Genomic DNA, 21,643 nt, shown 5'->3' with positions numbered 1-21,643 from the left:
TTCGTCGTCATCCAGTGCATCATGGTCGCGCTCGTCGTCTTCTTCCCGCAAATGGTCATGCACTACAAATCTTCCGCAGTGCAGCTCGACCAGCAGCAGATCAACAAACAGTTCGACTCAATCCAGATACCAGGACTGGGCGGTGGCGGACCGGGCGGACTGCCGGGGCTGGACCTCAACGCGCCGCCGACGCTCAACCTGCAATAGCGCTGCGGCAGCGACCGCGATCAAGAAAGCCCCGGATCATGGTGATCCGGGGCTTTCTTGCATTCGGGACACACTGCCTCAGGCCGGAAACGGCGCAGAGAAGGGCTGTCGCCTACCAGCGCTGCCAGTTGCCTTCATTGAGATTGTTGTCGCGCCGGACGCGACCGCTGATCACCGCGCGCATCTCACCAACCGGAGACGGGCTGCGCGCCTCGCCATAGAGCATCGCCTCGGCGTTCGAACCGAAGCTCCCGCGCGAGCTGCCATTCTGCGAACTCTTGCCGAACTCGACACGAACGCCACCGCCCACCCTGACGCAGGCCGAGGAGCCCTCGAGGCGGACGAAGCCCGGCCCGTATTCAGGACAGGGGCGCGCCGTGGCCGCCGGCGCAGGGCGCGCCGCAGCCGGCTTGCTCTTCGCTGGTCCTCGTCCGGGGATGGGCTCGCCGATCGACTGGGCTGCGACGAAGCCCGGCAAGGCGCAGAGGGCGAAGACCGTTGTGAACAGGAGTTTCATCTGCGTCCGGACACCAGGGCGATTGCGGGAGTGTAACGCTGAAAACAAGGCCCTGCTAGGGCAAGCCAGCCGCTGAAACCAGCGAAAACCCCAGCCTTGCGGCCGGGGCTCGTCGCTGGTCGTATGACCGCCTTTCGGCCCGCGGCGGCCGAACCGGCTTTGGCTTCAGAGATGATTGGCGGCGCGCGCCCTGATCAGGAAATTGTCATAGGTGTATTCGGCGATCTGGAACCAGAGATACTGATCCCCGCGGAAGGCCGACATTGCCTCATAGAGCTTCTTGAAGTCGGGGTTCTTGGCGCTCGCCTCGGCATAGACCTCCTTGGAGGCCTTGAGGCAGGCCTCGAGGATCTCCTGCGAGAAAGGCCGCAGCTGCGCGCCGCCGCCGACCAGCCGCTTCAGCGCAGCCGGATTGCGGGCATCGTATTTCGCCTGCATGTCGACATTGGCGAGGCCGGCAGCGGTCGCCAGGATCGATTTGTAGGTCTTGGGCAAGGCTTCCCATTTTGCCGTGTTGATGAAGAAGTGCAGGGCTGCGCCGCCTTCCCACCAGCCGGGATAGTAGTAATAGGGCGCGACCTTGTTGAAGCCGAGCTTCTCGTCATCGGCCGGGCCGACCCATTCGGCGGCGTCGATCGTGCCCTTCTCCAGCGCCGGGTAGATGTCGCCGCCGCCGATCTGCTGCGGCACGACGCCGAGCTTGGAGACGACCTGCCCGGCGAAGCCGCCGATGCGCATCTTCAGGCCTTGCAGGTCGGCGACCGTCTTGATCTCCTTGCGGAACCAGCCGCCCATCTGGCAGCCGGTATTACCGCCAGGAAGCGCGTAGATGTTGTGCTTCTTGTAGAACTCGTTGAGCAAATCCATGCCGCCGCCATGGTAGAACCAGGCGTTCTGCTGGCGCGAATTCAGGCCGAAGGGCACCGCGGTGCCGAAGGCGAAGGTCGGATCCTTGCCGACATAGTAATAGGACGCCGTATGGCACATCTCGACGGTGCTGTTGGTGACGGCATCGGCCGCCTGCAGCGCCGGAACGATCTCGCCGGCGGCGAAGACCTGGATCTGGAACTTTCCGTCGGTCGCTTCCGAGACAGCCTTCGAGAGGACCTCCGACGCCCCGAAGATCGTATCGAGCGACTTCGGAAAGGACGAGGTGATCCGCCATTTCACCTCGGGCATGGACTGCGCGATCGCCGGTGCGGCAATGGCGCTGGCTGCGGCGCCGGCACCGGCGGCCTTCAGGAATAGACGACGCTTCATGTGGCTGGCTCCTCCCAGAGCGCTGGAGGCGCGCCGGTGTTTCCGGTTCGCGCGCCGCCCCAGAAAAGCGGCGCTGGAACGAAAGCGCAAGAAAAAAGCATATCGACCATGCAAAATTCGCATGGCGTACGACTTTAGTCCGATCGCGCCGCCAGCATCGGCGCGGATGGTGCGCTTCCGGGAACCGCGCATGAAAAAGCCCGGCCAAAGGCCGGGCTTTCGCAATTTCAACGGGCGCAGCGAGCGAGCAGCCGCCCGCCCGAGCGCTCAGCGGGCGCGCGAACGGACCTGGAAGATGTCGAAGGTCAGCTCGGCCACCTGCCACCAGAGATACTGGTCGTTGCGGAACGCCTGCATCGCGTCGATGGCCTTCTTGAACTCGGGGTTCTTGGCCGAAATCTCGGCATAGAGCTCGTTTGACGCCTTCAGGCAGGCCTCGAGGATCTCCTGGGAGAACGGACGCAGCTGCGCGCCGGCACCGACCAGGCGCTTCAGCGCGGCCGGATTCTGGACGTCGTATTTCGAGATCATCGAGTTGGTGGCATAGGCGCAGGCCGCGTTCAGCGCCGCCTGGTAGTTCTTCGGCAGCGAAGCCCACTTCTCGGTGTTGATGAAGGCGTGGACCGCCGGGCCGCCCTCCCAGAACCCCGGATAGTAGTAGTACGGAGCCACCTTGGCGAAGCCGAGCTTCTCGTCGTCATAGGGACCGACCCATTCGGCGCCGTCGATCGTGCCCTTCTCGAGCGCCGGATAGATGTCGCCGCCGGCGAGCTGCTGCGGCACCACGCCGAGCTTGGCCATGACCTGGCCGGCAATGCCGGCGATGCGCATCTTCAGGCCCTGAAGATCGGCCGCGGTCTTGATCTCCTTGCGGAACCAGCCACCCATCTGGGCCCCGGTCGCGCCGCACTGAATGGCGTGGACATTGTACTTCTTGAAGAACTCGTTGAAGAGCTCGCCGCCGCCGCCATGCGAAAGCCAGGCGTTCTGCATGCGGGTGTTGAGGCCGAACGGCACCGAGGACGGGATCGCGAAGGTCGGATCCTTGCCGACATAGTAGTAGGCGACGGTGTGGCACATCTCGACAGTGTTGTTCGAGACGGCGTCCAGCGCCTGCAGGCCGGGGACGATTTCGCCGGCGGCGAAGACCTGGATCTGGAACTTACCATCGGTCAGCTCCGAAACCATCTTCGCCAGCGTCTCGCCACCGCCATAGATGGTGTCGAGCGACTTCGGGAAGCTCGACGTCAGGCGCCATTTCACTTCAGGATTGGACTGGGCGATCGCCGGCATGGCGATGGCGGACGCGGCAGCACCGGCGGTGGCGGCCTGGATGAACTGACGACGCTTCATTATGGGCATCTCCTCGGTAGGACCATTATCACCGCGCCGCCGTGAGTCGGCACCGCTGCTTGAGACATTGGACTGGCGATCAGGATGTGATGCAGTGGCGACATGAGCCTGGCGCCCGGTTGATCCGCGATCGCCATCATCGGCTTCAAATCTAAACCTGCACGGTTTGTGGGCAGCGCTCCCCGATCGTTGCAGGACCGGAAGCCAGGCCGGGGATGCTCACAAATGCGTCCCTGGCATGGCACGGCTGCATCACAAGCGCATGATCCAATCCCGGAACGCAGTCAACCTCGTCCTTTGGCGAATCCGCCCGCAGCGAAGAGAGCGCATCATGAATCAGGATCGGCTGGCGAAACTGAGGGCCCGCTATGCTGGGGCCAGTGGCGCCGATATCCATGATCCCCGCTTCGCGGAGGTCGCCGCCGGCCAGTTCAAGGGCGATCGGCGCAAATGGCCCTTCTCCGACGTCGCGACCTTCGTCAACGCACCTTACCGGCCCGATGCGCTGTCGCAGCCCGATCTCGGCGGCCTCGACGTCGCGATCATCGGCCTGCCGATGGATCTCGGCGTGACCAACCGGGCGGGCACCCGGCTCGGGCCGCGCGCCGTCAGGGCGGTCGAGCGGATCGGGCCGATGGATCATAGCCTCGGCACGGCGCCGCTCGGCATGCTGAAAGTCGCCGATATCGGCGACGTGCCGTTCCGCTCGCGCTATTCGCTCGAAAGCTGCCACGAGGATATCGAGGCCACCTTCAAGACGATCGTGAAGACCGGCGTCTCGACGCTCGCGGTCGGCGGCGACCATTCGATCACCTATCCGATCCTGAAGGCCGTCGGCGAGAAGCGCCCGGTCGGCATGGTGCATATCGATGCCCATTGCGACACGTCAGGACCCTATGAGGGCTCGAAATTCCACCATGGCGGGCCGTTCCGTCAGGCGGTGCTCGACGGCGTGCTCGATCCGGAGCGGGTGATCCAGATCGGCATCCGCGGCGGCGCCGAATATCTCTGGGAGTTCTCCTACGAGTCCGGCATGACCGTGATCCATGCCGACGAGGTCGACCGGATGGGGCTCGACGCCGTGATCGCCCAGGCGCTCGCGGTGATCGGCGACGGGCCGACCTATGTCTCCTTCGACGTCGATTCGCTCGACCCCGCCTTCGCCCCCGGCACCGGCACGCCCGAGGTCGGCGGCCTGACGCCGCGTGAGGCGCTCGCCATCCTGCGCGGACTGAAGGGGCGCAATATCGTCGCCGCCGACGTGGTCGAGGTCGCGCCGCAATACGACGCGACGAGCAACACCGCCCAATGCGCGGCGCAGGTGCTGTTCACCGAGCTCTGCCTGATCGCCGAGGCACGCGCGGCCGGTAAGGGCCGGCTCTGACAGAGCGGCCCATCTGCCAGCGCGCAACCGGCATCGCCCGGCCCGCTGCGGTTCGTGGCGGTTAGTCCAGCGATCCTGCCAGGTTGGTCGGCAACGGAGCTCGCCATGCCAAGGAGGCATGGCGAACCCGTCTCGGGGCTCGCGCCATGCAAATGACTTGCACTGAAGGCAACGCGGCGGCAGTATGCTGCGATGCAGCACGCATGACGTGCCGCACCAACGACACCCCATTTTCGGACGAGATACATGCCCCCCGCCAGCACGGGCGACGCCGCCATGCGTCCGCTCGCCGAACCGGCACGACGCACCGGCCTGATCCTGTTCGCCCTCGCTCTGGGCGGCTTTGCCATCGGCACCGCCGAATTCGCGGTGATGAGCCTGCTGCCCTATTTCTCGGCCGGGCTCGGCATCGACGAGCCGACCGCCGGACATGTGATCAGCGCCTATGCGCTCGGCGTCGTCGCCGGTGCGCCGGTGATCGCCGTGCTCGCGGCCCGGGTGGCGCGGCGGACGCTGCTGATCGCCCTGATGGCGGCCTTCGCCATCGCCAACGGTCTCAGTGCGCTCGCCCCCTCCTATGGCTGGATGTTGCTGTTCCGCTTTCTCAGCGGTCTGCCGCATGGCGCCTATTTCGGTGTCGCCGCGCTGGTCGCAGCCTCGCTGGTACCGGCGAACCAACGGGCGCAATCAGTCGCGCGGGTCATGCTCGGCCTGACCATCGCGACCATCCTCGGCGTGCCATTCGCGAATTTCCTGGGCCAGACACTGGGCTGGCGCTGGGGCTTCGGCATCGTCGCCGTGCTAGCTCTCGCGACCGCCGTCATGGTCGCCGCCTTCGCGCCGAAGGACGTACCACAGACCGGCGCGAGCCCCTTGCGCGAACTCGAGGCGCTGCGGAGCCGACAGGTCTGGCTGACGCTGGCGATCGGCGCCGTCGGCTTCGGGGGGATGTTCGCGGTCTACACCTATGTCGCCTCGACCTTGATGGAGGTGACCGGCGTCTCGGCAGCGACGGTGCCGGCGGTCCTCGCGATCTTCGGGCTCGGCCTGACGGCCGGCACGCTCGTCGCCGCCTGGGCGGCGGACCGGGCGCTGATGCCCGCGATCGGCGCGATCCTGTTGTGGAGCGCGGCCTCGCTGGCGCTGTTTCCGCTGGCGGCGGGGAACATCTGGACCGTATCGGTGGTGGTCTTCATGATCGGCTGCGGCGGCGGCCTCGGCGCCGCCCTGCAGACCCGGCTGATGGACGTCGCCGGAGAGGCGCAGACGCTCGCCGCCGCTCTGAACCACAGCGCCTTCAACACCGCCAACGCGCTCGGCCCCTGGCTCGGCGGCATGGCGATAGCGGCCGGCTATGGCTGGACCTCGACAGGCTGGGTCGGCACGGGCCTGGCGCTCGGCGGCTTTGCCATCTTCATGGTGGCCTTGTGGGACATGCGGGCAAGCGGCAGCGCGCCCCTGCCCGCTCCGGCCGAATAGCGAGCGCCCCCGGCTCAGCCCGGCAGCGGCGCAGCGACTAGGCGCATCGCCGCCGGAATTGCCGCGCGGCCCGCGTCGAGCTGGTCCGTCAGCACATAATACCAGTTGAAGCCGACATAGAGCCCAAGCCGCATCTCGACTTCATCCAGGCCGATCTCACCACGCGCCACCGCCGCTGCGAACAGGGCGCGGACATCGCACAGACGCTCCGGCAGGAATTTGTCGCGCAAGGCGGCAAGCGCCGCGGCATCGTTCTGGGCTTCCGCGACCAGAGCACGAAACGTCCGGCCGGACGGCGTGTCACGCCAGAAATCCCAGAGCGCGGCAGTATAGAGGGCAAGATCATCCGCCAGGCCACCGGTCGCCGCGGCCTTCACCATCGCCTTCTCGGCGGCGTAGACCTCGATCAGCAGTTCGGCCTTGTTCTTCCACCAGCGATAGATCGTCGGCTTTCCGGCTCCGGCCCGCCGGGACACGGCGTCGATCGAGAAGCCGGCATAGCCCTCCTCCGCGAGAACCGCCCGCGCCGCCGCGAGAATCGCCGCCTGCGATGCCGGGTTGCGGCGCGCGCCGATAGAGGCACGGCGCGGCGCCGAGCGGTCAGTCGCGTTCATTCTTGTCCCACTGCTTCCACCAACCACGCGTGGTGCCTCCTTGCGCCGGCTCCGGCGGCCAGCCTTCGCTCACCAGGCCAGCGCCGCCTCTTGATATCGAAACGATCCGTATCTATCAATCCAATCGAAACGATACGTTTCGTTATGGAGACCTGATATGTCCCTTCCATCCTTGGCCTCAGCCTTGCTCGCCCGCCTGCGATTTCTCGCAACGCTGATGCTCGGCGCCTATCTTCTGATCAATCTGCTGCTGTCGGCGCTTGCGCCGCTGACATCCGGCTGGTCGACCTGGTCGGTCACCGCCCTCGCCGTCCCGCCAATGGTTCTCGGAATGGTCTATCTCGTCATCCCGATCGCGCGTCGCCAGGGCTGAAGCGCCACCGCTTCGAGGCCGCAGGCACGGCGCGGCAGCGATCGAATCGGGCGCACCGGCCGCCGGCCCGGCTGCCGGTGCTCCCAGCCTTTTTCTCCTTCCACTGGAGGAAACGCCTGCGCCCTGAGGCGCTCCAAGAACAGGCCGAAGCGCCGCAGCGCCGGATTTGCTTCGGCAACGCGCTGGCCAGCCGCGGACGAATTGCGCTTTCGTCGCAAGATCCGACAAGCGCCAAAGGCGAGAAAATCCGCAAATAATCGAGCCAAAGCAAAGCCTTGCAGTGCATTTTTCTTGTGCCGGAAGGCTCAGAAAAGCTGCAAGGCGCCCCTTGCGGGCAAGGCCCGTGATCGCACAATCTGCGCGCACAAGCCGGAACGGGAGCTCGAAACGCCCTGCCTGGCGAACCCAAAGGGGAGGCACCATGAAAGGTTTCGTTCGCTTCATCGCCGCCGCAGCGCTCACCGCCATCGGCGCCACCGGTGCCCTGGCGCAGGCCAAGGAATGGAAAGAGGTCAGGATCGGCACGGAAGGCGCCTATCCGCCCTACAACAACCTCAACGCCAAGAAGGAGCTCGAGGGCTTCGAGATCGATTACGGCAACCTGCTCTGCGAGAAGATGAAGGTGAAGTGCACCTGGATCGTGCAGGACTGGGACGGAATCATCCCGGCGCTGCAGGCCAACAAATACGACATCATCATCGCCGGCATGAACGCCACCGACGAGCGCAGGAAGCAGGTCGACTTCACCTCGCCCTACAGCAAGACCCCGATCTGGATGGTCGGCCCGAAGGCGACGACTTCCACCGACATCTCCCCCGCCGCCCTCAAGGGCAAGGCGATCGGCGCGCAGGGCTCGACGATCCACGCGAACTTCCTCGAGAAATTCTACAAGGACTCGACCGCGCGGCTCTATCCGACCCAGGAAGAGGCCAATCTCGACCTGCTGAACGGCCGCCTCGACTACATCGTCGCCGACGCGCTGGCGCTGGCCGACTTCCTCAAGGGCCAGGGCAAGGATTGCTGCAAGCTCATCGCCGAAGTGAAGCGCGACGACGCGATCCACGGCGCAGGCGTCGCCGGTGCGGTGCGCAAGTCCGATACCGCCCTCAAGGCGATGTTCGACAAGGCGATCGCCGAAACTATCGCCGACGGCTCGCAGAAGAAGATCGAAGACAAGTGGTTCAAGTTCAACTGACCCTTGGCTGAGGCCTGCCCGCCGGCCGCACCAGGCCGGCGGGAACCACTCCCTCACGCGCCGGCTCTCCCATGCTCGACAAATTCGCCCTGCTCGGCTTCGGCCCCGGCGGCTGGGGATGGGCCCTGCTGCAGGGCGCCGCCATCACCATCTCGATCGCCCTCGCCACCCTGCCCTTCGGATTGGCGCTCGGCCTGATCGTCGCGCTCTGCAAGCGCTCGGAGAGTATCGTCCTGCGTGCCTTCGCCACGGTCTACACCACGGTGTTCCGCGGCGTGCCCGAGCTGCTGACGCTCTACATCATCTATTTCGGCATCCAGATCGTGGTGCAGAAAATCTGGTCGGGCTTCTCGATCCCGCCCTTCGTCGCCGGCATGGTGGCGCTCGGCATGGTGCTCGCCGCCTTCTCCAGCGAGGTCTGGGTCGGCGCGCTGAACTCGATCCAGAAGGGCCAGCGCGAGGCCGCCGCCGCGCTCGGCCTGTCCAAGCCGCAGGCCTTCCGCCTGGTCGTCTTCCCGCAGCTGATCCGCGTCGCCCTGCCCGGCCTCGGCAACAACTGGATGGTGCTGCTGAAGGAGACCTCGCTGGTCTCGGTGATCACGCTGCCCGACATCATGTTCATCACGACGCGCGCCAATGTCGTGACCAAGGAACCCTTCCTGTTCTTCGGCGCGGCGATGCTGATCTATTTCGGTTTCTCGCTGATCTCCGCCTGGGGCATCGGCAGGATGGAGAAGCGCACCAATCGCGGCTATGCCGCCTTCGGCGGGACGACGCGATGAACTGGTGCGAATATCCCGGCTATTTCGTCGGCTCCGAGGTCTTCCAGAACTATGGCTGCCGCATGTTCGGCGGCCTCTGGGTCACCTTGCAGCTCGTGGTGATTTCGGTCGCGGTCGGCTTCGCGATGGCCGTCGGTCTCGCCGTCGCCCGGCTCTACGGCCCGCGCTGGGCGCAGGTCGCGATCAACGGCTACACCACCTTCTTCCGCGGGACGCCGCTGCTCTGCCAGCTCTTCCTGGTCTATTACGGTTTCGGCCAGTTCCGCCTGTTCTGGCAGGATATCGGGCTCTGGTGGTTCTTCCGCGAGCCGTTCTACTGCGCCGTCTTCACCTTCACGATCAACACCGCCGCCTACCAGGCCGAGATCCTGCGCGGCGCGATCCAGTCGATCCCGCGCGGCCAGTTCGAGGGCGCGCTGGCGCTCGGCCTGCATCGCTGGTCGTCGCTCCGCCATGTCATCCTGCCCCAGGCGATGATCCTGGCGCTACGCCCGCTCGGCAACGAGCTGATCGTGATGATCAAGGCGAGCGCCATCGCCTCGCTGGTGACGCTGTTCGACCTGATGGGCGCGACGCGGCTCGCCTTCGCGCGCTCCTTCGACCTGTCGATCTACCTCTACGCAGCCCTGATCTATCTCGCTTTGACCGAACTGATCCGCAGGGTCTGGGACCGGCTGGAACTCAGGCTGACCAAGCATCTGGCGATGCGGTAAGCGGCGCTCCGCTCACGCCGGCAAGGTCAGGATCAGCGGGCCGTTGGCGGTCGCGACGACGGTGTGCTCGAACTGCACGGTCGGGGCGCGCGGCTCTGAATAGAGGGTCCAGCGGTCGTCGCCCTCATTCTCGGCCCAGTCGGCGCCCAGCGACAGGAACGGCTCGACCGTGAAGACCAGCCCTTTCTGCATGACACGGCGCTCGGAGCGCTCCGGCCAGGTCGCGATCTCCTTCGGCTCCTCGTGAAGCGAGCGACCGATGCCGTGGCTGGCGAGGTTGCGGACCAGGCTGTAGCCGTTCTTCTGTGCGAAACGGCCGACGGCCTGACCGATTCCGGCCAGCGGCTTGCCGGCACCAACCTGGCCGAGCCCGGCCCAGAGCGCCCGCTTGCCGTCGCGGCAGAGTCGCTCGATCCGGCGGTCGACGGGCGGCACGGTGAAGGAAGCGCCGGTATCGGAGAAATAGCCGCCCTTCTCGGCGGAGACGTCGATGTTGACGAGGTCGCCGGCGACGATGCGGCGCTGCCCGGGGATGCCGTGAGCCACTTCCTCGTTGATACTGATGCAGGTCGCGCCGGGGAAGCCGTAGACGGTCTCGGGCGCCGAGCGCGCGCCATGCCGTTCGAGCATCTCGCGGCCGATCGCGTCGAGCTCGGCGGTCGTCATGCCAGGCTCGAGCGCCTTGCCCATCACTGCAAGCGTCTCGGCGACGATGCGACCGATCTCGCGCAGCGCCTGCAGTTCGTCATCATTGCTGATCGTCATGCACGGTTCCCTGCCGGATTTCCGGCGGGCGGGCAAGGCATCGGGAGCGCAGCTCCGGATGTCGTGAGCGCAGACGTGCGTTTAGGGACAGGCCGGCTTAGCGCCATGCACCTTCCCTCCTCCGCCCCCGCGCGCTACACGCGCTTCGGAACCTTACGAACCGGAATGGAGCAGTCCCATGGCCAAAGTCGCTTTCCTCGGTCTCGGCGTGATGGGCTATCCCATGGCCGGCCACCTCAAGGCCAAGGGCCATGAGGTCACCGTCTACAACCGCTCCCCCGCCAAGGCGCAGGCCTGGGTCGCGCAGCATGGCGGTGCTTCGGCGCCGACGCCGGCCGATGCCGCCAAAGGCCAGGAGATCGTCTTCTGCTGCGTCGGCAATGACGACGATCTGCGCTCTGTGACGACCGGTGAAGGCGGCGCCTTCGCCGCCATGGGCAAGGGCACGGTCTTCGTCGACCACACCACCGCCTCGGCGAATGTGGCGCGCGAACTCGATGCCGCGGCGAGCGCCGCCGGCTTCGGCTTCATCGACGCGCCGGTCTCGGGCGGGCAGGCCGGCGCCGAGAACGGCGTGCTGACCGTGATGTGCGGCGGCGACCAGGCGACCTATGCCCGCGTCGAGCCGGTGATCGCGAGCTTCGCCCGGATGTGCAAGCTGATGGGCCCCGCCGGTGCGGGCCAGCTCACCAAGATGGTCAACCAGATCTGCATCGCCGGCCTCGTCCAGGGTCTGTCGGAAGGCGTCCATTTCGCCAAGCGCGCCGGGCTCGATGTCGAAGCGATGCTCGAGGTGATCTCGAAGGGCGCCGCCGGCTCCTGGCAGATGGAGAACCGCGGCAAGACCATGAACGCCGGCAAGTTCGATTTCGGCTTCGCGGTCGACTGGATGCGCAAGGACCTCGGCATCGTGCTCGACGAAGCCCGCCGCAACGAGGCGACGCTGCCGGTCACAGCGCTGGTCGACCAGTTCTACGCCGACGTCCAGAAGCTCGGCGGCGGCCGCTGGGACACCTCCAGCCTGCTGAAGCGCCTGGAGAAGTAAGGGCGCCCTGCCCTTCCCGCATCGTCATTCCGGACAAGTCGCGTAGCGACGCAGCTCAGGAATGACAGCTCACAGCGACATCAGATTATCCCGCCAGCCGCGCCACCTCGGCGCGCAGGACCGGCAGAAGATCGGCCTCGAACCACGGGTTCTTCCTCAGCCAGCCATTATTGCGCCAGGAGGGATGCGGCAGCGGCAGGATGCGCGGACGCCGCTCCTGCCCGAGGATGGCGCGCCAATCGGCGACGGTCGCGGTCAGATCGGCCGCCGCCTTCGGGCCGAGATGCCAGGCTTGCGCATAGCGGCCGATCACCAGCACGAGTTCGACCTCGGACAGGCCGGCGAGCACGCGTGCCCGCCAGGCCGGCGCGCATTCGCGCCGCGGCGGCAGGTCACCGCCCTTGCCGTCCAGACCCGGAAAACAGAATCCCATCGGCACGATCGCAACGCGCGTGCCGTCATAGAAGCGCTCCTTGTCGAGGCCGAGCCAGTCGCGCAGCCGGTCGCCCGAGCGATCGGTGAAGGGCCGTCCGCTGGCATGGACACGGGTCCCCGGCGCCTGGCTGGCGATCAGCAGCCTTGCGCTCGCCGTCGCCTGGATGACCGGCCGCGGCTCATGCGGCAATCGCGGCGGATAAAGCGGCGCATCGCGACAGAGGCGGCAGGCCCGCAGCTCGGCGAGGACGGCGTCGAGGGGTTCGGGCGCCGCTCGTTCCCGCGGCATCATCGGCCGGCCAGCCAAGTCGCCCCGCCCAGCCGGCGCGAAATCAGCCCGTCACAATTCCAGGCCGGAAGCTTCTCGGTATGGCGGTGCGGATCGCCCGGCTCGATGGTGGCGACGCCGTTGATGCGGCCCTCGCGCTGGGTCCGCAGCACATAGAGCTGACCGCTGCGCTCCACCGTGAAGCAATAGGTCCGACGCGTCTCGTGTGGGCCGTAATAATAGCAGACCGCCTCCTGCGTCGTGGTCCAACAGGCATCGCGGTTGAGGACGTGCCGGTTATGGCCGGTGGCCCGACCGTCCTTGTGGTGGAACTCGCTGAACGGGCGGCCATTATTGTAGCGGCCGCTCACCGTGTTGCCCTCGAAGAGCAGGCGGATCTCCTCGCCGGACAGGCGCTCTGCGGCGGAGGCGGGCATGGCCAGCGCGGCGAGCGCGATCAGCGCAGCGGCGCGGCGGCGCGCCATTCGGGTCACCGCGCAGCCAGCAGGCGACGCGACATCGGCACGGCCGGTGCGCGCGAGATCAAACCATCGCAATACCAGGGCTGGCCGCCATCATTGTGATTGCGCGGATTGGCGAGTTCGACGGCGGCGACCGCATTGATCCGGCCATTCTCGAGATTGCGCAGCACATAGAGCCGCTGGTTCATCTCGACGGTGAAGCAGTGGATGGTGCGGTCGCTCGGCGGGCCGTAATAATAGCAGACGGCATCCTCCTTGATGATCCAGCAGGCATCGCGGTTCTGCTGCCAGCCATTATGGCCGAGCGCCCGGCCATCCGGGTCGTGATACTCGGTGAAGAAGCCGCCACCGGTATAGCGGCCGCTCACCGTGTTGCCGGTGAAAGCCTGCCTGATCTGTTCGCCGGTCAATCTTTCGGTCGCCAGCGCCGGCAAAGCGAAGAGCAGTGCAAGCAGGACTGTGACACCGCGCACCCTTCAGGCCTTCCAGCTCGGGCGGGCGGAAAGTTCGCCATGCCAGCGCCGGATATTGGCGAGATCCTCGGACAGCGGAATGCGCGACGGCTTCATGAAATCGACCGCGATGCCGGCGGTGATGTCGGCGACGCTCAGCTCGTCGCCGCAGACGAAGCGATTTGCGGCCAGCTGGAGATCGAGCAGCATCAGCTGGTCGTCGATCATCTCGCGATTGGCCTGCGCCCATTCCGGCACCTGGTCCTCCAGCTCGGCCATGGAGGGATGACTGTGCCGAAACACGGCGGCGACGCTGGAGAACAGGCCGAGTTCGACCCTGCGGTTCCACATCTCGATCAGCGCACCCTGCTTCGGGTCGCGGCCGAACAGGGCAGGCGTCGGATGCAGCCCTTCGATGTAGCGGCAGATCGCCATGGTCTCGGCCAAGGCGGTGCCATCGTCCAGAACCAGCACCGGCAGGCGCTGGGACGGGTTGATGCGGGTGAACTCCGGCGTCTTGTGCTCCTTGCGGCCGATGTCGACCGGGACCAGATCAGGCAGCGGCACGCCCTTCTCGGCGAAAAAGATGCGGACGCGCCGCGGATTGGGCGCTCGCCCGCCATCATAGAGCTTCATCGCCACCCTCACAGCATTCTGGCTTCCAGCCGCATTCAGGGCGCCGAGCGCGCCCTGTCAAGACAAAGCCGGACAACAGGGCGCGAGCATGGCCGAGCGGCCCTGGCCCCGCCGGCCCGGCCTTACGGAACCAGTGCGCCCGCCGATCGCGGGCGATTCCGGAAAGCCCGGCGATGCCTATAGCGCCGGCGCGAGCAGCAGGAGCGCGACCGGCACCGTCAACGCCGCCAGCACCGTTTGCAGGGCGCAGATTCCGGCCATCAGCGGCGCATCGCCGCCGAGCTGCCGCGCCATGACATAGGAAGAGGAGGCCGTCGGCAGGGCATGGAACAGGATCGCGATCAGCGCCGCCTGCCCCCCCAGTCCGAAGGCCTTGAGGACCAGGAAGGTCACGAGCGGCATGAGCACGAATTTCGCGAAGGAGGCGGCGAGCGCCGGACGCAGCCCCCGGCCGAGGGCCCCCCAGTCGAGCGCCGCCCCGACGCAGAGCAGGCCGAGTGGCAGCGAGGCTTGGCCGAGCGCCTTCAGGAAACCCTCGATGCCCGGCGGCAGGCCGAGCCCGGCGGCCTGAATGGCGATGCCGATCAGGCAGGACATCAGCAGGGGATTGAGCGCGAGGCCACGCAGCACGCCGCGCAGGCTCGGCTGGGCCACGCCCCAGCGCGCGAAGACCAGCACGCAGAGCAAATTCACCGTCGGGACGATCGCGGCATTGGCGACGGCAGCCAGCGAAAGGGCGGGAGCGCCGAGCAGGCTGACCGCGGCGCTGAGTCCGACATAATTGTTGAAGCGGATGCCACCCTGGAAGACGGAGGTGAAGGCCGCGTCGCTCGAGGCAAGCCAGGGCTTAGCCAGTACCAGCAGCGCCGAGACGACGATGATCGGGATCACCAGCGCGATGGCGAGAGCGCCGACCGGAACACCGCGCAGATCCGCCATCGACAGCGCATGGATGAACAATGCGGGCAGAAGCACGTAATAGCAGAGCCGCTCCGCCTGCGGCCAGAAGCTGTCGGGCAGGAAGAGTCGACGATGCATCAGGTGGCCGAGCGCGATCAGCAGGGCGATCGGCGCGAGCGCAAGAAGAATGGCGCCGATCATCGGCCTGCTCCGGCTGACCTTCGGGGAGAGAAAGACCGTCTTCTAGAGCCAAGCCGCAAGCGAAGACATTCCCCATGACAGCCCGCTGTCATGCGCCGGCCACATGCCTCGCTGCGGGCGTCAGCGGCGCAGAGGCCGGAGAGGGCATCAGGCCCACCCCGCCATCGCGCAATTTCGGTCCGGTTCCGAGAGAATGCGGCACGAGCTAGCGTGGATGGCTCTGGCGCCATTCCGAAGGCCGCTGGAAGGTCAGGGCCCAGAGACCGCGACCGGCGGCCCTCGCCTCCTCCTCCTCGGCCCGGTAGTCGCCATAGGCGAGCGCCTGGCCGTTGCGGACGAGCGCAGCGTTGATCTCGGCCTCGCCCTGGCGGCAGCGGGCGAGGCCGCGGCCATAGCGGTCCGGCCGCGAGATGGTGCAGGTGACATTGCCGCGCGCCAGCATGTCGGCGAGCACACGGCGCGCCTGTCGCCCGCAGGCGACATCGCGGCCGCTCCTATCGCGGCAGGTCTGGCGGTATTCGGGCGCGTCTATGCCCTCGAGCCGCAGTTCCTCACCGGCGAGTCTGAGGGAATCGCCGTCGATCGCCTCGGCTGCACCGGTCAGGATTTTGGCGGGCCCGAGTCGATATTGCAGAACCGCCCCCGCCACGGCCAAAAGGCCGATGAAGCCGAGCGCGACGACGAGATCGACCGCGCGACCGACGCGCCGCCAGCCAAATAGGCCATGACCATTCGTCCTGATTCCGAAGCGAGACATCAGCACTAGCTTAACGATTTCCTGCCCATCATGGCGAGCCGGTGCGCAAGGTGCGCCACGGCCAGGAGCCGCTTTTCTCGGGTATGCCGGAACTCACCGTCGAACAGGTCCAACGCGGTCGCGGACCCGACCCGTCGGCGCTGGCGCGCCGCAAGCTGATCAGCCGCGAGGTGCGATCGGCCCGCGAGCGGCTGACCTCGACGACCGGCCTCGACCGTGCTTTCGACTACGAGCTCGTCCGGCTCTTCGCCCAGTACCGGCTGAACGGCACGGCGGGCACATTGGTGCTAGCGCTGCTCGTCGGCGCAGCGGCCTGCGCCTGGGTGCCGCTCTTCAGGGTCTCCGCCTGGTTCGCCTTCGTGGCGATCGCCTGCGTGCTGATGTTCGTGCTCTGCCGGCGTTTCCTGGCCGAGCCCTCGGCAGAGGCGCGGATCAGCTTCTGGCGCAAGACGATGCCGCTGGCCGAGATGCTGCACGGCGTCTCCTGGGCGCTGCTGCCGGTCCTGTTCATCGGGGTCGAGGCGCCGGGCGCGCGCTTCTTCCTGACGACGACGCTGCTGATCGTCAGCGCGATCACGGTGATGCTCTCCGCCACCATGCCGATGGCGGTCTATGCCGGGCTGGTCCCGGTCACAAGCGCCCTGGTGCTGTTCTTTTCCGGCCGCTCCGACATCGACAGCCTCACCATGCTGATGATGGCAGCCTGCGCCCAGCTCTTCTTCATTTTCCTCGCCAACCGGCTCTACTCGACCTCGGTCGCGACCATCGAATTCCGGGCCGAGAAGGACGCGCTGATCGCGGAGCTCGGTACCGCCAAGGCCAATTCCGACGAGGCACGGCGCAAGGCCGAGGAGGCCAACCTCGCCAAATCGCGTTTTCTGGCGACGATGAGCCATGAGCTACGCACCCCGCTCAACGCCATTCTCGGCTTCTCCGAGGTGATGAAGAACGAGGTTTTCGGCGAGCACGCCAATAGCGCCTATAAGGAATATTCCGGCGACATCCACGGCTCCGGCCAGCATCTGCTCAACCTGATCAACGAAATTCTCGACCTCTCGCGCATCGAGGCCGGCAAGTACGAACTCAACGAGGAGGCTCTCAGCCTCGCCGGCATCGTCGACGACTGCGCGCACATGCTGAATCTGCGGGCCAAGGCGAAGAGCCAGACCATCCGCCAGGCGGTCGAGCCCGACCTGCCGAAGATCTGGGCGGATGAGCGTGCCATCCGGCAGGTCGTGCTCAACATCCTCACCAACGCCATAAAGTTCACGCCGCAGGGCGGCGAGATCTCGGTCAAGGTCGGCTGGACCGCGACCGGCGGGCAATATGTCTCCGTGAGCGACACCGGCCCCGGCATCCCCGAGGACGAAATTCCGGTGGTGCTGCAGAGCTTCGGCCGCGGCTCGCTCGCGATCAAGACGGCCGAACAGGGCTCCGGCCTCGGCCTGCCGATCGTCAAGGGCCTGATCGACCTGCATAATGGCGGCTTCAGCCTGAAATCGAGGCCGCGCGCCGGTACCGAGGTGACGATCACCTTGCCGGCCGAGCGCGTGATGGACGCATTGCCGGCGCTGCCCGAGCCCGGCGCACGCACGGCGGCCTGAACGGGCAATCGCGCCTTCCGGCGGCGCACGGGGGCACCCCGGCTTCAGGCAAGCCGCTCAGGAACGGAGCCGGGGCGCAGACCGAGAGCGGGTTGCGCGCCGTCCGGCCTTTCGCTCCGCTATTCGCCCTTCTGCGAGACCTGCGCTTGCGTGAAGGTCGCCATGCCGGAATGGACGCCGGCGGCGGCCTTGACGAGACCGGCGGCCAGCGCCGCGCCCGTGCCTTCGCCGAGCCGCATGTCGAGCGCCAGCAGCGGCTGCTTGCCGATCCGGACCAGCGCCTGCGCATGCGCGCCCTCGGCCGAGAGATGGCCGGCGAGGCAATGGTCGAGCGCCGACGGATCGAGCGCATGCAGGATCGCGGCGGCGGCAGTCACGACATAGCCGTCGAGGATCACCGGAATGCGCTGCAGCCTGGCGGCGAGGATCGCGCCGCAGATCGCCGCGATCTCGCGCCCGCCGAGGCGGCGCAGCACCTCCAGGGGATCGCCGAGATGGGCGGCGTGCAGCTCCAGCCCGGCCTCGACGGCCGCGACCTTGCGCTGCAGCCCGTCATCGTCCACCCCGGTGCCGCGGCCGCACCATTCGGCAGCGCTACCGCCATAGAGCGCGGCGAAGATCGCCGCGGCCGAGGTCGTGTTGCCGATCCCCATCTCGCCGAGCGCCAGCAGGTCGGTGCCGCCGGCGAGCGCTTCCATGCCGAAGGCCATGGTGGCGACGCAGGCCCGCTCGTCGAGCGCATCCTCCTGGGTGAAGTCGCCGGTCGGCAGATCGAGGGCGAGATCGAAGACCTTGAAGCCGAGATCATAGGCGGCGCAGATCTGGTTGATCGCGGCGCCGCCGGCGGCGAAATTCTCCAGCATCTGGCGCGTCACCGATTGCGGATAGGCTGAGACACCCTGGGCGACGACGCCGTGATTGCCGGCGAAGACGCAGACCAGCGGCCGGTCGACCCGCGGCGGCGCCTTGCCCTGCCAGGCGGCGAGCCATTCGGCGATCTCCTCGAGCCGGCCGAGGCTGCCGATGGGCTTGGTCAGATCCTTGTCGCGGGCGCGTACGCTGTCGGCCGCGGCCATGTCGGGGCCGGGCATGCCGGCAATGAGCTGGCGGATATCGTCGAAAGGCAGGCCGGAGGAAGACATCGCGTCTCGTCTTTTCGCAAACTTTTGGAATCCGGCGGCTGAGCCATCGCCGCCTGCTTGCCGCTGCTGCTATAGGCTGAGGCGAGCGAAGACAATCTGGGATATCGACGCGGAATGGCCGAAGCCGAAAGCGAGAATGCGCCTGCCGCGCCGCCGACCTGGCCGGGCTGGCTCGCCGCGACGGCCGCCTGCATCCGTTTCTATTCACGCCTGCCGGTGCCGGAGATGCCGGGCGAGAGCGCCCATGCGACGCCGGATTTCCGGCTGCTGCCACGGGCCCTACCCCTCGCCGCCCTGCTGATCGCGCTGCCTACGGCGCTCGTCACGCTCGCGACCGGCCTCGCCGGGCTCGACGACCTCGTCGTCGCATCCCTCGGTGTCGCCGTGTTGGTCTTCACCACCGGCGCCTTCCATGAGGACGGACTGGCCGACAGCGCCGACGGGCTGTTCGGCGGCTGGACGCCCGAGCGCCGGCTCGAAATCATGAAGGATAGCCGCATCGGCAGCTATGGCACGCTGGCGATCGGGCTTGCGCTGCTGCTGCGCGTCTCCGCACTGGCGGCGATCCTCGACGGCGCAGGCGCCTTCGCCGCAGCGGCCGCCATTCTCGGGGCCGCCGCCTGGTCGCGTGTGGAGGGCATCCGCGTCGTCGCGACACTGCCGCCGGCACGAACCGACGGCGCCTCGGCGGCGGTCGGCACACCGGAACGCGCGGTGCTGCCCTTCGCCTACGGCCTCTCCGCCGGCATCGGGCTTCTGCTCGGGCTCGCCGGCGCGCTGCCACCCGCAGGCCTCGTCATCGGCATCGGGCTTTCGGCGCTGGCGAGCGGCTGGCTGATGCGCACCGCAAAGCGGCTGATCGGCGGGCAGACAGGCGACATCGCCGGGGCCTGCCAGCAATTATCCGAGATTGCGATCTATCTCGGCATCGCTCTCGCTCTCGGCTGGAGCGGGCCATGAGCGCCGTATCGAGCCCCTGCATCCGCATCTGCGTGATCGACCCGGCGAGCAAGCTCTGCGAGGGCTGCGGACGTACGCTTCAGGAGATCGCGCAATGGTCCCGCCTCTCCGAAGCGGAGCGTCTGGCGATCATGGCGCTATTGAATGAGCGGCTGAAGGCGCGGCCCGAACGGCCTCAGCCGTCATTGCGGGCGGAAGCGAAGCAATGACGGCGGCGTCTCACCCCGCTGCGAGACGGCGAAGTTCCTCGCCGCTCAGCCTGAAGAAGACCTTCTCCGGCTGGGGCGAAGCACCGAGGCTTTCATAGAAGTCCAGCAGGCGGACATCGTCGCGCGCCGCCGTCCAGTCGACACGGCCAAAGCCACGCGTCAGGGCGAGACGCGCCAGTTCGGCCATCAGGCGGCGCCCTACGCCGAGGCCCCGCGCTGCCTGCGCGACATAGAGCTCCTTCAGGAAGAAGCCGGCCCGCAGGCCGGGCCCGGGATAGATCGCCGCGAAGGCGGCGAAACCGACGAGCGCATCTCCGTCTGTCGCGACCAGGAGCTCGGCTCCGGCCGGGCGGCCCGCAAGCCCAGCACGGATCTCGGCATCAGACGGACATGGCACGCGATAATGCGCCTGCATCTCGGCCATCAGGCGGGCGAGCGCCGGATGATCGGCTTCGATGCCGGCGCGGATCGAGAGCACGGTTCTTCGCCTGCTCAGAAGACCAGCGACCAGAAGAAGCGGGCGCAGACCACCAGCAGGAAAATGCCGAAGGCGACTTCGAGCTTGCGCTTCGACAGCCGGTGCGCCAGGCGCGCGCCGATCGGCGCCGTCCAGATCGAGGTCGGGATGAAGAGCAGGAAGCCGATGAAGGAGACATAGCCGAGCGAGAGCGGCGGCAGGAGGTCCATTTTCGGCCAGCCGGCATAGATGTAGCCGAGCGCGCCGGGGATCGAGATCAGCACGCCGAGCCCGGAGGAGGTCGCGACCGCCTGGTGGATCGGGCGGCCGTAGAAGGTCATGAACAGGCTGGAAAGCTGCCCCCCGCCGATCCCCATCAGGGCCGAGAGCACGCCGATGATCAGCCCGTAAATCCGCATCAGGAAAGGCCCGGGCATGTCGTCGCCGAGCTTCCAGCGGTCGGAGGCGAAGAGCAGACGCATGGCGCTGGCGAAGGCGACCGCGACGAAGACCGCCTTGAACACGTCCGGCGGAGCGTAGCGCGCGATCAGGCTGCCGAAGCCGACGCCGAAGATCACGGGCAGCGCCCAGATCCGCAGAATTGAGGTATCGACGAGGCCCTTGGCGAAGTGCGCGCGGTAGGAGCGGATCGAGGTCGGGATGATCACGGCCAGCGAGGTGCCGACGACGAGGGGCATGCGCACCTCCTCGGGAACGCCGATGACCCGGAAGACCTCGTACAGCACCGGCACGATCACCGCGCCGCCGCCGACGCCGAAAAGGCCCGCAAGCAGGCCGGTGACGGCGCCGGCCGCGACCAGAGAGACCGCGAGGAAGATCAGGTCGTTCAGGGGAATGCCGGCGATCATAGCGCTTCCGATCCGGGAAAGTTCGGGCTGCTCTTAGGGATTTGCCGAAAAAGGGCAAGGTTGGCAGGGCAGAGCCGTCATGCGCCGGGGCGCTTTTTCTCGTCGAAGGATCCGGCTCAGTCCCGGACGCCTTCGCGGCCGGCGATCGCCATGCAGGTCGCAGTCAGCATGGCGCAGAGCCGGCGCGCCCCGCCCGAGATCGCGAAGACCTCGGCGGTGGCGAGGGTCAGGGTGCGCCCGGCCTTCACCACCTTGCCGAGCGCCCGCAATTCATCGCCTGTCGCGGGTGCAAGCAGGTTGATCTTGAACTCGGCGGTGAGGATGCCGGCGCCTTCCGGCATGGCGGTGAGCGCGGCATAGCCGGCGGCGCTGTCGGCGATGGTCGAGACCGCGCCAGCATGGACGAAGCCGTGCTGCTGGCAAAGATGGGCCGAGACCGGCAGGGCGATCTCGACCTCGCCGGGCGCGACGCGGACGAGCCGGGCGCCGAGCGTCGTCATGAAGGCCTGCTTGGCGAAACTGGTCTCGATCCTCGCGACCAGCGCGGAACCGACAGCGGAAGGTGCACCCGTCATCGGGAAGGT

At 67.1% G+C, this 21,643-nt stretch carries 25 protein-coding genes and 1 pseudogene; 11 read left to right on the top strand and 15 right to left on the bottom strand.

Annotation, left to right across the window (positions count from 1 at the left end; all coding sequences use genetic code 11):
* Window positions 1–207 (top strand): annotated as a pseudogene (locus J0J10_RS20685) (C4-dicarboxylate ABC transporter); the annotation flags it as partial.
* Between the two features lie 112 nt (window positions 208–319).
* On the opposite strand, the gene J0J10_RS20680 reads toward J0J10_RS20685, so the two are convergent.
* The 3 genes from J0J10_RS20680 to J0J10_RS20670 form a co-directional block, all read right to left on the bottom strand.
* On the bottom strand, window positions 320–724 hold the full coding sequence (locus J0J10_RS20680; RefSeq protein WP_291635032.1) for a porin: 405 nt from the start codon (window positions 722–724) through the stop codon (window positions 320–322).
* 165 nt (window positions 725–889) lie between these two features.
* Complete coding sequence (locus J0J10_RS20675; protein ID WP_291635031.1) at window positions 890–1,984, bottom strand: TRAP transporter substrate-binding protein; 1,095 nt, start codon at window positions 1,982–1,984, stop codon at window positions 890–892.
* 267 nt (window positions 1,985–2,251) lie between these two features.
* Entirely contained in the window at window positions 2,252–3,337 is a 1,086-nt protein-coding gene (locus J0J10_RS20670) for a TRAP transporter substrate-binding protein (RefSeq protein ID WP_291635029.1), read from the bottom strand.
* Between the two features lie 331 nt (window positions 3,338–3,668).
* Between J0J10_RS20670 and speB the strand changes: the two genes are divergently transcribed.
* The gene (gene speB, locus J0J10_RS20665) at window positions 3,669–4,721 is read left to right on the top strand and encodes an agmatinase (RefSeq protein ID WP_291648780.1); all 1,053 of its coding nucleotides are present in this window, start codon (window positions 3,669–3,671) and stop codon (window positions 4,719–4,721) included.
* A gap of 246 nt (window positions 4,722–4,967) precedes the next feature.
* A complete protein-coding gene (locus J0J10_RS20660; protein WP_465247231.1) occupies window positions 4,968–6,200 on the top strand; it encodes an MFS transporter in 1,233 nt (410 codons plus the stop codon).
* 14 nt (window positions 6,201–6,214) lie between these two features.
* Here the strand turns inward: J0J10_RS20660 and J0J10_RS20655 are convergent, their stop codons facing one another.
* Window positions 6,215–6,814, bottom strand: coding sequence for a TetR/AcrR family transcriptional regulator (locus tag J0J10_RS20655; RefSeq protein ID WP_291648778.1), 600 nt, complete (start codon window positions 6,812–6,814; stop codon window positions 6,215–6,217).
* A gap of 157 nt (window positions 6,815–6,971) precedes the next feature.
* Here J0J10_RS20655 and J0J10_RS20650 point away from each other — a divergent pair, with 157 nt between their 5' ends.
* The 4 genes from J0J10_RS20650 to J0J10_RS20635 all read left to right on the top strand — a co-directional run bounded on the left by J0J10_RS20650 (window position 6,972) and on the right by J0J10_RS20635 (window position 9,877).
* Window positions 6,972–7,187, top strand: coding sequence for a hypothetical protein (locus J0J10_RS20650; RefSeq protein WP_291648776.1), 216 nt, complete (start codon window positions 6,972–6,974; stop codon window positions 7,185–7,187).
* Window positions 7,188–7,608: 421 nt separating this feature from the next.
* On the top strand, window positions 7,609–8,382 hold the full coding sequence (locus J0J10_RS20645) for a transporter substrate-binding domain-containing protein (protein WP_291648774.1): 774 nt from the start codon (window positions 7,609–7,611) through the stop codon (window positions 8,380–8,382).
* Window positions 8,383–8,453: 71 nt separating this feature from the next.
* Window positions 8,454–9,164, top strand: a complete 711-nt coding sequence (locus J0J10_RS20640) for an ABC transporter permease (RefSeq protein ID WP_291635019.1) — start codon at window positions 8,454–8,456, stop codon at window positions 9,162–9,164.
* The gene (locus tag J0J10_RS20635) at window positions 9,161–9,877 is read left to right on the top strand and encodes an ABC transporter permease (RefSeq protein WP_291648772.1); all 717 of its coding nucleotides are present in this window, start codon (window positions 9,161–9,163) and stop codon (window positions 9,875–9,877) included. The genes J0J10_RS20640 and J0J10_RS20635 overlap by 4 nt, the downstream gene beginning before the upstream one ends.
* Window positions 9,878–9,889: 12 nt before the next feature.
* Here J0J10_RS20635 and map read toward each other — a convergent pair whose 3' ends face one another.
* Complete coding sequence (gene map / locus J0J10_RS20630; protein ID WP_291648770.1) at window positions 9,890–10,642, bottom strand: type I methionyl aminopeptidase; 753 nt, start codon at window positions 10,640–10,642, stop codon at window positions 9,890–9,892.
* A gap of 178 nt (window positions 10,643–10,820) precedes the next feature.
* On the opposite strand from map, the gene J0J10_RS20625 reads away from it, so the two are divergent.
* Window positions 10,821–11,687, top strand: coding sequence for an NAD(P)-dependent oxidoreductase (locus J0J10_RS20625; protein ID WP_291635009.1), 867 nt, complete (start codon window positions 10,821–10,823; stop codon window positions 11,685–11,687).
* Window positions 11,688–11,772: 85 nt separating this feature from the next.
* Here J0J10_RS20625 and J0J10_RS20620 read toward each other — a convergent pair whose 3' ends face one another.
* From J0J10_RS20620 to J0J10_RS20595, 6 genes are all read right to left on the bottom strand, one after another.
* A complete protein-coding gene (locus J0J10_RS20620) occupies window positions 11,773–12,411 on the bottom strand; it encodes a uracil-DNA glycosylase family protein (RefSeq protein WP_291648768.1) in 639 nt (212 codons plus the stop codon).
* Entirely contained in the window at window positions 12,411–12,875 is a 465-nt protein-coding gene (locus tag J0J10_RS20615) for a hypothetical protein (RefSeq protein WP_291635005.1), read from the bottom strand. Before J0J10_RS20615 ends, J0J10_RS20620 begins: the two co-directional genes overlap by 1 nt.
* A gap of 5 nt (window positions 12,876–12,880) precedes the next feature.
* Window positions 12,881–13,345: a hypothetical protein gene (locus J0J10_RS20610; protein WP_291635003.1), complete on the bottom strand. Its 465-nt coding sequence runs from the start codon at window positions 13,343–13,345 to the stop codon at window positions 12,881–12,883.
* Between the two features lie 3 nt (window positions 13,346–13,348).
* A complete protein-coding gene (locus J0J10_RS20605; RefSeq protein WP_291648765.1) occupies window positions 13,349–13,960 on the bottom strand; it encodes a glutathione S-transferase family protein in 612 nt (203 codons plus the stop codon).
* Between the two features lie 177 nt (window positions 13,961–14,137).
* Window positions 14,138–15,061, bottom strand: a complete 924-nt coding sequence (locus tag J0J10_RS20600) for an AEC family transporter (protein ID WP_291648763.1) — start codon at window positions 15,059–15,061, stop codon at window positions 14,138–14,140.
* A 205-nt stretch (window positions 15,062–15,266) separates the two neighbouring features.
* The gene (locus tag J0J10_RS20595) at window positions 15,267–15,818 is read right to left on the bottom strand and encodes a thermonuclease family protein (RefSeq protein ID WP_291648762.1); all 552 of its coding nucleotides are present in this window, start codon (window positions 15,816–15,818) and stop codon (window positions 15,267–15,269) included.
* Window positions 15,819–15,901: 83 nt separating this feature from the next.
* Between J0J10_RS20595 and J0J10_RS20590 the strand changes: the two genes are divergently transcribed.
* Window positions 15,902–17,422, top strand: coding sequence for a sensor histidine kinase (locus tag J0J10_RS20590; RefSeq protein ID WP_291648761.1), 1,521 nt, complete (start codon window positions 15,902–15,904; stop codon window positions 17,420–17,422).
* A gap of 119 nt (window positions 17,423–17,541) precedes the next feature.
* On the opposite strand, the gene cobT is transcribed toward J0J10_RS20590, so the two are convergent.
* Complete coding sequence (gene cobT, locus J0J10_RS20585) at window positions 17,542–18,564, bottom strand: nicotinate-nucleotide--dimethylbenzimidazole phosphoribosyltransferase (protein WP_291648760.1); 1,023 nt, start codon at window positions 18,562–18,564, stop codon at window positions 17,542–17,544.
* Window positions 18,565–18,678: 114 nt separating this feature from the next.
* Between cobT and J0J10_RS20580 the strand changes: the two genes are divergently transcribed.
* A complete protein-coding gene (locus tag J0J10_RS20580) occupies window positions 18,679–19,524 on the top strand; it encodes an adenosylcobinamide-GDP ribazoletransferase (RefSeq protein ID WP_291648758.1) in 846 nt (281 codons plus the stop codon).
* Window positions 19,521–19,733, top strand: coding sequence for a DUF1289 domain-containing protein (locus tag J0J10_RS20575; protein WP_291648756.1), 213 nt, complete (start codon window positions 19,521–19,523; stop codon window positions 19,731–19,733). Before J0J10_RS20580 ends, J0J10_RS20575 begins: the two co-directional genes overlap by 4 nt.
* Window positions 19,734–19,743: 10 nt before the next feature.
* On the opposite strand, the gene J0J10_RS20570 is transcribed toward J0J10_RS20575, so the two are convergent.
* From J0J10_RS20570 to J0J10_RS20560, 3 genes are all read right to left on the bottom strand, one after another.
* Window positions 19,744–20,148: a GNAT family N-acetyltransferase gene (locus J0J10_RS20570; protein WP_291648786.1), complete on the bottom strand. Its 405-nt coding sequence runs from the start codon at window positions 20,146–20,148 to the stop codon at window positions 19,744–19,746.
* 77 nt (window positions 20,149–20,225) lie between these two features.
* Window positions 20,226–21,059 carry a sulfite exporter TauE/SafE family protein gene (locus tag J0J10_RS20565; RefSeq protein WP_291634986.1) on the bottom strand — a complete coding sequence of 278 codons (834 nt, stop codon included), beginning with the start codon at window positions 21,057–21,059 and terminating at the stop codon, window positions 20,226–20,228.
* Window positions 21,060–21,175: 116 nt separating this feature from the next.
* Window positions 21,176–21,634 carry a PaaI family thioesterase gene (locus J0J10_RS20560; protein WP_291634984.1) on the bottom strand — a complete coding sequence of 153 codons (459 nt, stop codon included), beginning with the start codon at window positions 21,632–21,634 and terminating at the stop codon, window positions 21,176–21,178.
* Between the last annotated feature and the right edge of the window lie 9 nt (window positions 21,635–21,643).

The sequence above is a fragment of the Allobosea sp. genome (assembly GCF_017308075.1).
In the GTDB taxonomy this organism is placed as follows: Bacteria; Pseudomonadota; Alphaproteobacteria; order Rhizobiales; family Beijerinckiaceae; genus Allobosea.
Note: the sequence above shows the minus strand (reverse complement) of the source record. Positions and strands in the feature narration are given on the sequence as shown.

Excerpts from the sequence above, each read along its gene's own strand:
- J0J10_RS20680 (WP_291635032.1), bottom strand. The coding sequence starts at position 724 with ATGAAACTCCTGTTCACAACGGTCTTCGCCCTCTGCGCCTTGCCGGGC.
- J0J10_RS20600 (WP_291648763.1), bottom strand. The coding sequence starts at position 15,061 with ATGATCGGCGCCATTCTTCTTGCGCTCGCGCCGATCGCCCTGCTGATC.
- J0J10_RS20565 (WP_291634986.1), bottom strand. The coding sequence starts at position 21,059 with ATGATCGCCGGCATTCCCCTGAACGACCTGATCTTCCTCGCGGTCTCT.
- J0J10_RS20640 (WP_291635019.1), top strand. The coding sequence starts at position 8,454 with ATGCTCGACAAATTCGCCCTGCTCGGCTTCGGCCCCGGCGGCTGGGGA.
- J0J10_RS20590 (WP_291648761.1), top strand. The coding sequence starts at position 15,902 with ATGCCGGAACTCACCGTCGAACAGGTCCAACGCGGTCGCGGACCCGAC.
- J0J10_RS20635 (WP_291648772.1), top strand. The coding sequence starts at position 9,161 with ATGAACTGGTGCGAATATCCCGGCTATTTCGTCGGCTCCGAGGTCTTC.
- J0J10_RS20675 (WP_291635031.1), bottom strand. The coding sequence starts at position 1,984 with ATGAAGCGTCGTCTATTCCTGAAGGCCGCCGGTGCCGGCGCCGCAGCC.
- J0J10_RS20645 (WP_291648774.1), top strand. The coding sequence starts at position 7,609 with ATGAAAGGTTTCGTTCGCTTCATCGCCGCCGCAGCGCTCACCGCCATC.
- J0J10_RS20605 (WP_291648765.1), bottom strand. The coding sequence starts at position 13,960 with ATGAAGCTCTATGATGGCGGGCGAGCGCCCAATCCGCGGCGCGTCCGC.
- J0J10_RS20650 (WP_291648776.1), top strand. The coding sequence starts at position 6,972 with ATGTCCCTTCCATCCTTGGCCTCAGCCTTGCTCGCCCGCCTGCGATTT.
- speB (WP_291648780.1), top strand. The coding sequence starts at position 3,669 with ATGAATCAGGATCGGCTGGCGAAACTGAGGGCCCGCTATGCTGGGGCC.
- J0J10_RS20625 (WP_291635009.1), top strand. The coding sequence starts at position 10,821 with ATGGCCAAAGTCGCTTTCCTCGGTCTCGGCGTGATGGGCTATCCCATG.
- J0J10_RS20595 (WP_291648762.1), bottom strand. The coding sequence starts at position 15,818 with ATGTCTCGCTTCGGAATCAGGACGAATGGTCATGGCCTATTTGGCTGG.
- J0J10_RS20620 (WP_291648768.1), bottom strand. The coding sequence starts at position 12,411 with ATGCCGCGGGAACGAGCGGCGCCCGAACCCCTCGACGCCGTCCTCGCC.
- J0J10_RS20615 (WP_291635005.1), bottom strand. The coding sequence starts at position 12,875 with ATGGCGCGCCGCCGCGCCGCTGCGCTGATCGCGCTCGCCGCGCTGGCC.
- J0J10_RS20655 (WP_291648778.1), bottom strand. The coding sequence starts at position 6,814 with ATGAACGCGACTGACCGCTCGGCGCCGCGCCGTGCCTCTATCGGCGCG.
- J0J10_RS20670 (WP_291635029.1), bottom strand. The coding sequence starts at position 3,337 with ATGAAGCGTCGTCAGTTCATCCAGGCCGCCACCGCCGGTGCTGCCGCG.
- J0J10_RS20560 (WP_291634984.1), bottom strand. The coding sequence starts at position 21,634 with ATGACGGGTGCACCTTCCGCTGTCGGTTCCGCGCTGGTCGCGAGGATC.
- J0J10_RS20660 (WP_465247231.1), top strand. The coding sequence starts at position 4,968 with ATGCCCCCCGCCAGCACGGGCGACGCCGCCATGCGTCCGCTCGCCGAA.
- cobT (WP_291648760.1), bottom strand. The coding sequence starts at position 18,564 with ATGTCTTCCTCCGGCCTGCCTTTCGACGATATCCGCCAGCTCATTGCC.
- map (WP_291648770.1), bottom strand. The coding sequence starts at position 10,642 with ATGACGATCAGCAATGATGACGAACTGCAGGCGCTGCGCGAGATCGGT.
- J0J10_RS20575 (WP_291648756.1), top strand. The coding sequence starts at position 19,521 with ATGAGCGCCGTATCGAGCCCCTGCATCCGCATCTGCGTGATCGACCCG.
- J0J10_RS20580 (WP_291648758.1), top strand. The coding sequence starts at position 18,679 with ATGGCCGAAGCCGAAAGCGAGAATGCGCCTGCCGCGCCGCCGACCTGG.
- J0J10_RS20570 (WP_291648786.1), bottom strand. The coding sequence starts at position 20,148 with ATGCAGGCGCATTATCGCGTGCCATGTCCGTCTGATGCCGAGATCCGT.